This is a genomic window from Streptomyces sp. NPDC104309 (assembly GCF_055584025.1).
This window is the reverse complement of the sequence record NZ_JBVJMV010000015.1, coordinates 161,523-173,432: the sequence shown is the minus strand read 5'-3', so window position 1 is coordinate 173,432 and position 11,910 is coordinate 161,523. Positions and strand designations below refer to the sequence as shown.

10 protein-coding genes are annotated in these 11,910 nt (G+C 68.3%); 4 read left to right on the top strand and 6 right to left on the bottom strand.

All coding sequences use genetic code 11. The features are described from left to right. Positions 1-31: 31 nt before the first annotated feature. From ACZ68L_RS23150 to ACZ68L_RS23125, 6 genes are all read right to left on the bottom strand, one after another. A complete protein-coding gene (locus ACZ68L_RS23150; protein WP_469579724.1) occupies positions 32-1,117 on the bottom strand; it encodes a M48 family metalloprotease in 1,086 nt (361 codons plus the stop codon). Between the two features lie 23 nt (positions 1,118-1,140). Beyond that, positions 1,141-1,677 carry a Pycsar system effector family protein gene (locus ACZ68L_RS23145; RefSeq protein WP_469579722.1) on the bottom strand — a complete coding sequence of 179 codons (537 nt, stop codon included), beginning with the start codon at positions 1,675-1,677 and terminating at the stop codon, positions 1,141-1,143. Then, positions 1,674-3,260: a hypothetical protein gene (locus ACZ68L_RS23140; RefSeq protein ID WP_469579720.1), complete on the bottom strand. Its 1,587-nt coding sequence runs from the start codon at positions 3,258-3,260 to the stop codon at positions 1,674-1,676. The genes ACZ68L_RS23145 and ACZ68L_RS23140 overlap by 4 nt, the downstream gene beginning before the upstream one ends. Before the next feature lie 38 nt (positions 3,261-3,298). Then, on the bottom strand, positions 3,299-5,470 hold the full coding sequence (locus ACZ68L_RS23135) for a hypothetical protein (protein WP_469579718.1): 2,172 nt from the start codon (positions 5,468-5,470) through the stop codon (positions 3,299-3,301). Further along, on the bottom strand, positions 5,467-6,249 hold the full coding sequence (locus ACZ68L_RS23130) for a hypothetical protein (protein WP_469579716.1): 783 nt from the start codon (positions 6,247-6,249) through the stop codon (positions 5,467-5,469). The genes ACZ68L_RS23135 and ACZ68L_RS23130 overlap by 4 nt, the downstream gene beginning before the upstream one ends. A gap of 159 nt (positions 6,250-6,408) precedes the next feature. Continuing rightward, the gene (locus ACZ68L_RS23125) at positions 6,409-7,158 is read right to left on the bottom strand and encodes a Crp/Fnr family transcriptional regulator (protein WP_469579715.1); all 750 of its coding nucleotides are present in this window, start codon (positions 7,156-7,158) and stop codon (positions 6,409-6,411) included. Positions 7,159-7,540: 382 nt separating this feature from the next. Here ACZ68L_RS23125 and rpsL point away from each other — a divergent pair, with 382 nt between their 5' ends. The 4 genes from rpsL to tuf all read left to right on the top strand — a co-directional run bounded on the left by rpsL (position 7,541) and on the right by tuf (position 11,904). Further along, positions 7,541-7,912, top strand: coding sequence for a 30S ribosomal protein S12 (gene rpsL, locus ACZ68L_RS23120; RefSeq protein WP_003948652.1), 372 nt, complete (start codon positions 7,541-7,543; stop codon positions 7,910-7,912). Positions 7,913-7,914: 2 nt separating this feature from the next. After that, entirely contained in the window at positions 7,915-8,385 is a 471-nt protein-coding gene (gene rpsG / locus ACZ68L_RS23115) for a 30S ribosomal protein S7 (RefSeq protein ID WP_093897234.1), read from the top strand. A 38-nt stretch (positions 8,386-8,423) separates the two neighbouring features. Continuing rightward, positions 8,424-10,550, top strand: a complete 2,127-nt coding sequence (gene fusA, locus ACZ68L_RS23110; RefSeq protein ID WP_469579713.1) for an elongation factor G — start codon at positions 8,424-8,426, stop codon at positions 10,548-10,550. Positions 10,551-10,710: 160 nt separating this feature from the next. Then, positions 10,711-11,904, top strand: coding sequence for an elongation factor Tu (gene tuf, locus ACZ68L_RS23105; protein ID WP_189275014.1), 1,194 nt, complete (start codon positions 10,711-10,713; stop codon positions 11,902-11,904). The last annotated feature ends 6 nt before the right edge of the window (positions 11,905-11,910 follow it).

Sequence of the window (11,910 nt, the reverse complement as noted above, 5' to 3'; positions counted from 1 at the left end):
GTGTGCCGATGTATCGCATCGGTGGTCGTGGCTACAGGTAGTGCCGCAGATGGTGCAGCCGGGTCGGGAAGTCGGGGTGGGTGGAGAGCAGCCGTGCGGGCGTCGATTCCCGTTCCATCCGCTTTTCGTTGACGCCGAGCGCCTTCCGCTGTCCTCGGATGTCGTTTGCGTGCATCGTCTGCAGCACCTCGGCCAGCATCGGCGCGAATCCGAGCGCGGCGGCGTGGCGGTCGGCACGCAGTTCGGCACGGCGTCCCAGCGCTGCCGACACATAAGGAAATACGAGAAGCAGTGGAAGCCCGTACAGGACCGCGGCGGTAGTGGAGGCGAGCCCGCCGATCGCCAGGAGCAGAACGCCGACAGTGAGGTAGACGGCGCACCTGGCCGGTGTGACGACGGAGCGGGCCATGGCACGAAGGGCGCGCCAGGCGGCCCGGCCCGGCAGCCCGTACCACTGGCTCAGTAGTGACGACCACGCATGGCCCCCGGTGTGGTGACCGAGTTCATGGGCGAGCACGGCGGCCAGCTGGCCACTCGGCAACTGTTCCAGCGCGAACCGGGTGACCCCCACGATATGGCCCGCGGCGGCGTAGGCGTTGAGCGCGTCGCTCTCCTCGACCCAGAGCTGATACAGCGCTCCGTCGACCCCGGCGATGGCCGTCACTTCCCGCCAGATCGGCTCCAGCCGCGCGGCCTCCTGGGGCATCGGGTGCCGGAGCCTGAGGAGGTAGCGGGCGAAGAGGTCCTCCGTGGGCCGGTGGAAGACCAGGGCGCCGGATGCCGACCAGAGCAGGGCCGGTATCCAGAACGGCAGCCCGAGGCCGCTGTCCAGAATCGCGCTCACAAGCAGTACCACCAGCGTGCTCATCAGGAAGGCGGGCAGCGCCAACGCCAGCCGTCCGAGTGCGGTGACGTCCATGTGCCGCTGATGCGCGGTGTAGTACACGCGTCGCCCCGGGCCGTGCTCGTAGATCAAGTCATCGGGCGCGGGCTGTGCGGTGACGGTTGGGTCCGGCGGCGGTACGGCCCCATCGTCGGGCGGGAACTGCCCGGGGCAGCCAGTCGACGGCTCCGGCCCGTCTCCCGGGGTCTGGGGCTGAGGTGCTGGTCGGGTCATGATCGTCCTTCTGCGTGGGGGCGTCAGCCGAGGAGCAGCGAGGCGGGGAGCAGGACGGCGCCCACGGAATAGGCGAGCAGTCCCACACGTATCCACTGGTGCTTGCGTACGGCGATCCGGCTGGTTTCCGTCAGGGCCGCGACGAGCACGGCGGCCGGGGCGCTCTCGGTGGTGTCGAGCGCTTCCGCCAACCGGTTCTGGCGGGCGGCGCGCCGAACGTCCGCGAAGTAGGTCAGCGGGGCTCCGGGGGTCCAGGTACTGCCGCGGTAGCGCGGGAGCACAGCCATCAGCATGGAGAGCAGCGCGGTCGCCAGCCCTCCGGTGCCCGTCCACCACAGGGCGGTGCCGGGGCCGGAGAGCGCGCTCGGGCGCCACTCGCTGCCCGCCAGCCAGCCGCTGATCACGCCCGCGGTCATGCCGAGCGCGGCTACCAGCACGGACGCTTTGCCGTCGGCCCGTGCGATCTCGGACCGCAGATCGAGGAGGAGCTGCGTTCCGGCATCGGCGTTCCGGGCCGAGGGAGCAGCCGAAAGGACCGGGGCCGGGGCGATGTCGTTCATGTGCTGCGGCCCTCCTGGTCCTGCGCCCCGACCACGTCCGCGGCCCGGAGCGTGTTCGCCATCCTCAGCGTGTCCGCGAGCTCGGCCGCGCCGGTCGCTGTGTCCCGGGCGCGGCCCACGGGCGTGGCCGGTCGGGGGAGAGGCGACGCTGCGGCAGTCGTCGCCTCGGCCGGCGCCGCTTCGGGCCTGTAGCCTGCTTGGTCCGCGTCCATCGCACTCGCCGACGGTGTGGCTGTGTCCGCCGGACTCAGGGGAGTGCTGCCGTAGCCCGGCGGCGGACGCCAGCCGGGGAAGGTGCTCAAGGGGGCGCCCTCCTCGGGACCGGCCTTGTGGAGCGGTGTGCCGTCGAGCCGGCGCAAGTCCCGGCCGTTCGTGACGGTGCCGTCGGTGCGGTCGGTTCGGTCGAGGTCCGGCCGAAGCGTTTCCCGCAGGACCGCTCCCGGTTCCGCACGTGGCGCGTCCTGCGGCATCGAGACCGTCAGCCGGCCTGCGGCGGTGCTCTGTGCCGTGACGCCGGGCAGATATTGGTCCAATACGTCGATCACCGCCTGGAACGCCATCTTCTTCGGTGCCTCCAGCTCATGGTTCTCCGCGCTGTCACCGTTCAGAAGTTCACCGGCCAGCGCCAACTTCGCGCTGATCGCCTGCAGTTGGTCCTGGCGCATGCTGTTCACCACCAGCTCGGTGTCTTCGGGATGGTCGGCCAGATGGAGCGCCCACGCACGGACCCCGCCCTGTTCCAGGTGCTTTTCGTAGAAGGCGATCTTTTCCGCGTTCACCTGTTGGAGCTCCATCTGCCGACGGGCCCGGTCGACTGCCTCCGCGTGCTGCCACTTCTGCTGTTGCAACCTCAGTTCGTGCTGCTGCTCCTCGAACTCGGCCGCGCGTCCCCACTGCAGTACGTCCTGCTCCCTGACGCGCCGGTCGATCGCGGCATCGTGCTCCCTGCCGCGGCGCTCGGTGTGGATCTGTTCGGTGGCCGTGTGGTCGATGGACCTCATGCGCCGCACATGCTCGATGGCTCCCTGGTCTCCGCGCAGCCGTACGGTCCAGGTCACCGCGAGCCCTGCCCCGGTGCCGAGCGCACCCTGCGCGCGTACCTCCCGCAGCAGCGCCTGCTCGGCGTCCGCACTCCGGGAGGCGGTGTAGCGGCGGGTGACAGGCCGGGCCGCCTGTTCCAGCTCGCTGATCAGCAGCCGTGGCACGTCACGGTTTCGGCTCACCACGAACCGTGCGGGATCGACGACCTGCCACGACAGTTCGACGACCACTCCGAACTCGAAGGCGTCGTCGTCGCTCGGCAGGCCGATCTCCTCGCGTAGGGGATGGACTCCCATGTCGACCTCGTACACCGAGGTGTACCGCTTCGCGGCGGCCCCGGCGCGGGTGGGCCGGACCGGCGGGAGGTAGGTGTCGTACGAGCCATCGGGAGCCGAGAAGACCAGGGCGTGATCGATGCGGGTGAGCGGCCGACGGGCGAATCCGAAGCGGGACAGCTGTCGGACCGTCACCACCGGGTCGGTCAGCCGCGTTCCTCGGTCGGCCTGTTGGTCCCATTCGGGCGTTCGGCGGAACTCGGGCACGGGGCACTCTCCTGTTGCTGTGGATGAAGTCGCACGGGTCAGGGACGCGGCAGGGCTGTCAGCAGTCGCCCTGCCACGGGTGGGGGATCGGTGCCGTCCTCGCCGGGCATGGTCCGCAGGAGATGGCTGAGCCGCTGGTGCTCCGACGACGTGGTGACGAGCGAGGGCAGCAGCGCGGCGAGCGCCCACTCCGTGCCCGTGTCGTGGTCCGCCGACAGCGCCCAGAGGCGCAGTACGCCGAGGGCTTCCCGGGTGTGGCCGCGGCTCTCCAGAGCGGCGCGCCACAGCGTGACGATGCCGATGGCGGACGGATTCCCCGAGGCCGAGGCCCGTGCGTACCAGGACAGGACGATCGGCTGTGCGTGGCGTTCGTCCTGCTCGGTCCGGCGGCAGGCGCTGATGAAGCCGCCGAGCGCGAGTTCGGTCGCCGGACGGTCGTCGTGCAGCGTCTTGAGCAGCCCCGCGAGCGCCGCGTCGCGCGCCGCTGACAGCAACAACAGCTCTACGGACTCGGCCAGTTGTCCCGACAGATCCTCGTCGGGATCCTGCTGTCCGGCCTGGAGCCGGGCCGCCGCACGCAGCGCCGCCAGGGTCTCGGAAGGGCGCTCCGGCCCCATCAGCCCATGGGCGCGGATGGCCACCCAGCGCAGCGGCGGCTTGTCGCTCTCGCACCAGGAGTCGAGGATGCGTGGCACGTTGGGAGTGCCCAGGAAGTGCGTGAGCGTGAGCGCGTTGACGGCGACGAGGCGGTGCCGGTAGAGGTGGGAGGAAGCCCACGGCTCGATGACCAATGCCATGGCGGACGGCAGGTCGGTGTGGGCGAGGACGGCGACGGTGGAGGCGGCGCGGGTGCGGACGAACGGCCGCCCGTCCCCTGCCAGCCGTTGCAGCCAGCGCACGAGCGCGGGCCGCGCCGAGGGGTGTCCGGTCCATATCTCGCGCAGCAGGACGAGTGGGGCCCTCCCGTCCCGGTAGGCGGCCTTCACCTGGCGGACCGGGCCCCACTCGGTGGCCTCCTCGGCCTCGAACCGACGGGCTCGGGCCAGCTGGAGTCGCTTGCCGATGTGCGTGCCGAAGACCGGGACGGTGGGGAACCGCATGCCGTTCTCGGTCTCCTGGAGGAAGGCGTAGAGCAGATCGCTCAGTTCCGCCGTCAGGGCGTAGGGTCCCTCGTCGAAGGCGGCCAGGGCGACGAGGAACGCCTTGTCCCGCAGGTGCAGCACGGTCCCGTCGTCCTCGAACCATTCCTGGACCTGGTTCTCCAGCGCGACCAGAGAGAAGTCCTCCAGCTTTGCGGTGTCGGCCTCCCCGGCCGCGTACCTCGCCAGGAGCCGGGCGAACTCGGCGGCCTCGCGCGGCTGGTGGCTGTGTTCGAGGAATGCGGCCACAGAAGGCAGGGACAGCAGCTCCGCCACGCTCTCCCCGTCCACCAGCACACCCAGGTGCGCGGTGAGGATGTCACGCGACAGGGGAGCCTCCCAGCTGACCACCGGGACATCCTCCAGCAGAGCCGTCGGCCCCACGGTGATCACCAGATATGCGGCCTCGCCCAGCTCCTTGCGGGCGGCCAGCAGGTCTGCCTCGCGCAGCGGCCGACCGGGCTCGGTGATCAGATCGCAGAGGACATGGCCGGTTCGGCCGCCCTGCCCCTCGGTGCCACCGAGACTGGCCGTGAGCTGTCCGGGAGCGGTGTCCCGGCCGATCGCTTGGACCGGATGGGCGCCGACCCCGTGCAGCAGCATGAGCGCGGCGGTCCGTCGGCCCGCGAAGTAGGGGCCCGAGAGCACCAGGACGTGCTCCTCGCGCAGCCGGTCGACCAACGCCTCGAAGTCGGGGCATCCGGGCACGAAGCAGGCGGACAGCTCCTCCAGGGTGGACTGCGCGATCTCGCCCGCGGCGTGGAGTGCGGAGGACGCGCCGAACTGGTAGATGATCTCGGTCTTGTCGAGGAGGATGTCGCCGTAGAAGGTGCCGCCGCCGATGCCGTGGTTGATCCCGCCGAAGACGCCCCCGTCGACCCGGGTGCTGTCCCCGAAGCCCATGGTCCGCGGGGTGTGGTTCGCCAGGTCGCGTCGGGCCGCCCAGGCGGACTGTGGCTGGTCGGTCTCCTCGGCGGCCTCCCCGTCGGCCTGACGGCCGTCCTGCGCTTCGGAGGACTGGTCGCCCCCCGGCGGAGGCTGGGGTCCGTGCGCTTGTTCCTCGGCGCTCATCGGTGGTCCCCCCGGCCACTGTCACCCAGGCGGATGTCGCTGGAGAAGGTGCCGCCGCCGATGCCGTGGTTGGTCCCGCCGAAGACACCCCCGGAGACCGTGGCGCCACCGAAGTCGAAGGCCTGGGCCGGCGCCTGTGGCGTGTGGGGGGCGGGGCCGGAGACCGACGGGATGTGCGCCTGTCCGTCGGCGGAGCGTGGGCGCTCACGCGGAACCGGGCCGTGCAGCCACGCGGCGAGCGGGCCGTTCTTGCTGTCCACCGTGACGGGGTGGAACTCCTCTGCCGGCACGCCGGCGTGGCCGTGCCGCACGATTCCCCGGTGAACCCCATCCGACACACACAGCGCGAAGTCGTCCGGGCGCTCCCGCAGCGCGATCTTCAGCAGCTCCGCGTCCAGCAGTCTGCACGCGTGGTTGAGATCGCTGCCCACCCATCCGTCGAGCCGGTCCACGGCGACGTACCCCGAGGCGACCACCGCGCGGAGCCGCATCTGCGCCGAGGTGGAAGCGCGCCGGTTCTGGCTGCGCAACTGCGCCGGTACCTCGGTCAGCAGCGCCCGCAGCAGGGCGATCACCGAGCAGTTGGCGTCGATCAGTTCCATCACGGAGTCACCGCGGTCCGCCCGCCTGCGCCGGGTCCCATCGATTCCGGCGGCCAGCAGCGCCCGGTCGGTGAGGTCGTAGAGCATGCGGCGCAGATACGCCTGCTCGACATCGTCACGCTCGCTGTACTTCTCGATGTCGAGCAGCAGGATCGTGCTGTTCACGGGATCGTTCATGGGGTGCCTCTCGCTCGGGTCTCCGTGGGCCGAAGAGACGAGCGTGGGGCCGATGGGACTGTGCCGGTGAGGGCGGATGACTCACTCGCAGTGTGACCGCGTGCACAGAATCACGCACGGGCGCACGCACTTCCCTCCACAGAGCGTGCGGGGCCTGCGCTACGGAGTCTGCGGGGCTTCGTGGCGGACGACCGGACGGATGGCGTCCTGTGCCCGGGCGATCCGGCGGAGGGCGTCGGGCCTCATGATCACCATCGCCCGCCGCCCCGTCTGTACGATGCCCCGCTCGCGCAGGTCCTTCAGAAGCCGCTGGACCATTTCCCTGGACGCCCCGACCGCCCCGGCCAGCTCCTGTTTGCTGAGCGGTATGTCGAGTTCGATGCCCTCGTCCGTACGGCCACCATGGGTGTGCGCCAGATCCAGCAGCAGGACGGCGAAGCGCTCCCGTACTGTCATCGCGGCGAATTCCAGGCTGCGCCGGTCTGCGGCGCGCGTCCGGTCGGCGGTCAGCGCCAGGAGTGTGAGGGAGACCTTGGCAGAGCCGGTCACGAACGCGCGGAACTTCTCGTGGGCCACTACCACGGCCCGTACGGGAGAGAGCGCGGTCACCGTCGCCGAGCGTGGCCGGCCGGTCAACGCGGCCGATTCGCCCACGATGTCGCCGGGGCCACGCAAGGCGTGCAACGCCTCGTAACCGTTGGGGGCGGACGTGGTGACCTTCGTCCATCCGTTGACGATCAGCAGAACGTAAGCGGACGGCTCGTCCTGTCTGAGCAGAGGGGTCCGGGAGGCGAAACTCAGTTCGCGGCCCAGACCGAGCAGGGACACCCGGTCCTCCCGCTCCAGGCGGGCGAGGAAGGGCACCCGGTCGTCGAGTCCGTCGCCGTCGGGTGGATACGCCGCCGCCATTTCGTCCCCCGATCGTCGACCGCGCGGTTCAATGTACTGAGAGGGCGTAATGCCGGACTGCCAAGGTCGTTTTCCTGCCGTGCGCCCGCGGCAGGGTGTCTCAATCCTGTCGGCCGTGACCTGCGGAAGTCCGGCGTGTCGCCGTGGACAGCATTTGTTTTGACCGGAGTCGACGAGGTAGGTACGCTCAGACCTTGTGCCTGGGGTGTGCCTGGGCTCGTGTGCGTGTCTTCAACCGCATGACGAGTCCGCCAACGGCCACCGCAATCTGCACCCCCTCCTGCCTTGCGGCAGGAGCCTGCAGTATTCGACACACCCGACCGCGTGGGTCGGTGACGTTCCAGGTTAGTTTCACGAACGGCACACAGAAACCGGAGAAGTAGTGCCTACGATCCAGCAGCTGGTCCGGAAGGGCCGGCAGGACAAGGTCGAGAAGAACAAGACGCCCGCACTTGAGGGTTCGCCCCAGCGCCGCGGCGTCTGCACGCGTGTGTTCACGACCACCCCGAAGAAGCCGAACTCGGCACTCCGTAAGGTCGCGCGTGTGCGTCTGACCTCCGGTATCGAGGTCACGGCCTACATCCCGGGTGAGGGACACAACCTGCAGGAGCACTCCATCGTGCTCGTGCGTGGTGGCCGTGTGAAGGACCTGCCGGGTGTTCGTTACAAGATCATCCGCGGTTCCCTTGACACCCAGGGTGTCAAGAACCGCAAGCAGGCCCGCAGCCGCTACGGCGCCAAGAAGGAGAAGTAAGAATGCCTCGTAAGGGCCCCGCCCCGAAGCGCCCGGTCATCATCGACCCGGTCTACGGTTCTCCTCTTGTCACCTCGCTGATCAACAAGATCCTGCTCAACGGCAAGCGCTCCACCGCCGAGCGGATCGTGTACGGCGCCATGGAAGGCCTCCGCGAGAAGACCGGCAACGACCCGGTCATCACGCTGAAGCGCGCGCTTGAGAACGTCAAGCCCTCGCTCGAGGTCAAGTCCCGCCGTGTCGGTGGCGCCACCTACCAGGTGCCGATCGAGGTCAAGCCCGGTCGCGCCTCCACCCTCGCGCTGCGCTGGCTCGTGGGTTACTCCCGCGCCCGCCGCGAGAAGACCATGACCGAGCGCCTCATGAACGAGCTGCTCGACGCGTCCAACGGTCTTGGCGCTGCCGTCAAGAAGCGTGAGGACACCCACAAGATGGCCGAGTCCAACAAGGCCTTCGCGCACTACCGCTGGTAGTCGCTACCCACATCGAGACCGAGAGAAGATTGAGCCTTATGGCCACCACTTCGCTTGACCTGGCCAAGGTCCGCAACATCGGGATCATGGCCCACATCGACGCGGGCAAGACGACCACCACCGAGCGGATCCTCTTCTACACCGGCGTTTCGTACAAGATCGGTGAAGTCCACGACGGCGCTGCCACGATGGACTGGATGGAGCAGGAGCAGGAGCGCGGCATCACGATCACGTCCGCCGCGACGACCTGTCACTGGCCGCTCAATGATGTTGACCACACCATCAACATCATCGACACCCCGGGTCACGTCGACTTCACCGTCGAGGTGGAGCGTTCGCTCCGCGTCCTCGACGGTGCCGTCACCGTGTTCGACGGTGTGGCGGGCGTCGAGCCGCAGTCCGAGACCGTCTGGCGTCAGGCGGACCGCTACGGCGTGCCGCGTATCTGCTTCGTCAACAAGCTCGACCGCACCGGTGCCGACTTCTTCCGCTGCGTCCAGATGATCACGGACCGCCTCGGCGCGACCCCGATCGTGATGCAGCTCCCCATCGGTGCCGAGGCCGACTTCACGGGTGTCGTCGACCTCGTGACGATGAAGGCGTTCGTCTACCCCGCCGAGGCGACCAAGGGCGAGGCGTACGACATCGTCGACATCCCGGCCAACCTGGTCGAGGCTGCCGACGAGTGGCGCGCCAAGCTCCTCGAGGCCGCCGCGGAGAGCGACGAGACGCTCATGGAGCTCTACCTGGAGGGCGAAGAGCCTTCCGCGGAGCAGCTCTACGAGGGCATCCGTCGCATCACCATCAACTCGGGCAAGGACGGCGAGACGACCGTCACCCCCGTGTTCTGCGGCACCGCGTTCAAGAACAAGGGCGTCCAGCCCCTGCTCGACGCCGTCGTGCGCTACCTCCCCTCCCCCCTGGACGTCGAGGCCATCGAGGGCCACAGCGTCAAGGACCCGGAGGAGATCGTCAAGCGCAAGCCGTCCGAGGACGAGCCGCTCGCGGCCCTCGCTTTCAAGATCATGAGCGACCCGCACCTCGGCAAGCTCACCTTCGTCCGGGTCTACTCGGGCCGCCTGGAGTCCGGCACCGCGGTGCTGAACTCCGTCAAGGGCAAGAAGGAGCGCATCGGCAAGATCTACCGCATGCACGCGAACAAGCGTGAGGAGATCGAGTCGGTGGGCGCGGGCGACATCATCGCCGTCATGGGCCTGAAGCAGACCACCACCGGTGAGACGCTGTGCGACGACAAGAACCCGGTGATCCTGGAGTCCATGGACTTCCCGGCGCCGGTCATCCAGGTCGCCATCGAGCCCAAGTCCAAGGGTGACCAGGAGAAGCTGGGTGTCGCCATCCAGCGCCTCTCGGAGGAGGACCCCTCCTTCCAGGTTCACTCGGACGAGGAGACCGGCCAGACCATCATCGGTGGTATGGGCGAGCTTCACCTCGAGGTGCTCGTCGACCGGATGAAGCGCGAGTTCCGCGTCGAGGCCAACGTCGGCAAGCCCCAGGTCGCGTACCGCGAGACGATCCGCAAGGCCGTCGAGCGCATCGACTACACCCACAAGAAGCAGACCGGTGGTACCGGTCAGTTCGCCAAGGTGCAGATCGCGATCGAGCCCATCGAGAGCGGCGAGACCTCGTACGAGTTCGTCAACAAGGTCACCGGTGGCCGCATCCCCCGTGAGTACATCCCCTCGGTGGACGCGGGTGCTCAGGAAGCCATGCAGTTCGGCATCCTGGCCGGCTACGAGATGGTGGGCGTCCGCGTCATCCTTCTCGACGGTGGCTACCACGAGGTCGACTCCTCCGAGCTGGCGTTCAAGATCGCCGGTTCGCAGGCGTTCAAGGAGGGTGCCCGCAAGGCGTCCCCCGTGCTCCTTGAGCCGATGATGGCCATCGAGGTGACCACGCCCGAGGACTACATGGGCGATGTCATCGGTGACATCAACTCCCGCCGTGGCCAGATCCAGGCCATGGAGGAGCGCAGCGGCGCTCGCGTCGTGAAGGGCCTCGTGCCCCTTTCGGAGATGTTCGGCTACGTCGGAGACCTCCGCAGCAAGACCTCGGGTCGCGCAAGCTACTCGATGCAGTTCGACTCCTACGCCGAGGTTCCGCGGAACGTCGCCGAGGAGATCATCGCGAAGGCCAAGGGCGAGTAACTCTCCCGAGCTCACGCTTTAGGCTTGTCACCGGAGCCTGGTGGGGCATTCGTCGCAGAGCGCAAGCAATGCGGTGAATGCCCCCGGCCCCGGCATCCCAGCAAAGATCACCTGGCGCCGATGAAGCAAGGCGTACAGAACCACTCCACAGGAGGACCCAGTGGCGAAGGCGAAGTTCGAGCGGACTAAGCCGCACGTCAACATCGGCACCATCGGTCACATCGACCACGGTAAGACGACCCTCACGGCCGCCATTACCAAGGTGCTGCATGACGCGTACCCGGACCTGAACGAGGCCTCGGCCTTCGACCAGATCGACAAGGCTCCTGAGGAGCGCCAGCGCGGTATCACGATCTCGATCGCGCACGTCGAGTACCAGACGGAGTCGCGTCACTACGCGCACGTCGACTGCCCGGGTCACGCGGACTACATCAAGAACATGATCACCGGTGCTGCGCAGATGGACGGCGCTATCCTCGTGGTCGCCGCCACCGACGGCCCGATGCCGCAGACCAAGGAGCACGTGCTCCTGGCCCGCCAGGTCGGCGTTCCGTACATCGTCGTCGCCCTGAACAAGGCCGACATGGTGGACGACGAGGAGATCCTGGAGCTCGTCGAGCTCGAGGTCCGTGAGCTCCTCTCCGAGTACGAGTTCCCGGGCGACGACCTGCCGGTCGTCAAGGTCTCGGCGCTCAAGGCTCTTGAGGGCGACAAGGAGTGGGGCCAGACCGTCCTCGACCTGATGAAGGCCGTCGACGAGTCGATCCCGCAGCCCGAGCGCGACGTCGACAAGCCGTTCCTGATGCCGATCGAGGACGTCTTCACGATCACCGGTCGTGGCACCGTCGTCACCGGTCGTATCGAGCGTGGTGTCCTGAAGGTCAACGAGACCGTCGACATCGTCGGTATCAAGACCGAGAAGACCACCACCACGGTCACCGGCATCGAGATGTTCCGCAAGCTGCTCGACGAGGGCCAGGCCGGTGAGAACGTCGGTCTGCTCCTCCGTGGCATCAAGCGCGAGGACGTCGAGCGCGGCCAGGTCATCATCAAGCCCGGTTCGGTCACGCCGCACACCGAGTTCGAGGCCCAGGCCTACATCCTGTCGAAGGACGAGGGTGGCCGTCACACCCCGTTCTTCAACAACTACCGCCCGCAGTTCTACTTCCGTACCACGGACGTGACGGGCGTTGTGACCCTTCCCGAGGGCACCGAGATGGTCATGCCGGGCGACAACACCGTCATGAACGTCGCGCTGATCCAGCCGGTCGCCATGGAAGAGGGCCTGAAGTTCGCCATCCGTGAGGGTGGCCGGACCGTGGGCGCCGGCCAGGTCACCAAGATCGTCAAGTAATTACCT

Excerpts from the sequence above, each read along its gene's own strand:
- ACZ68L_RS23145 (WP_469579722.1), bottom strand. The coding sequence starts at position 1,677 with ATGAACGACATCGCCCCGGCCCCGGTCCTTTCGGCTGCTCCCTCGGCC.
- ACZ68L_RS23135 (WP_469579718.1), bottom strand. The coding sequence starts at position 5,470 with ATGAGCGCCGAGGAACAAGCGCACGGACCCCAGCCTCCGCCGGGGGGC.
- ACZ68L_RS23125 (WP_469579715.1), bottom strand. The coding sequence starts at position 7,158 with ATGGCGGCGGCGTATCCACCCGACGGCGACGGACTCGACGACCGGGTG.
- fusA (WP_469579713.1), top strand. The coding sequence starts at position 8,424 with ATGGCCACCACTTCGCTTGACCTGGCCAAGGTCCGCAACATCGGGATC.
- ACZ68L_RS23150 (WP_469579724.1), bottom strand. The coding sequence starts at position 1,117 with ATGACCCGACCAGCACCTCAGCCCCAGACCCCGGGAGACGGGCCGGAG.
- rpsG (WP_093897234.1), top strand. The coding sequence starts at position 7,915 with ATGCCTCGTAAGGGCCCCGCCCCGAAGCGCCCGGTCATCATCGACCCG.
- ACZ68L_RS23130 (WP_469579716.1), bottom strand. The coding sequence starts at position 6,249 with ATGAACGATCCCGTGAACAGCACGATCCTGCTGCTCGACATCGAGAAG.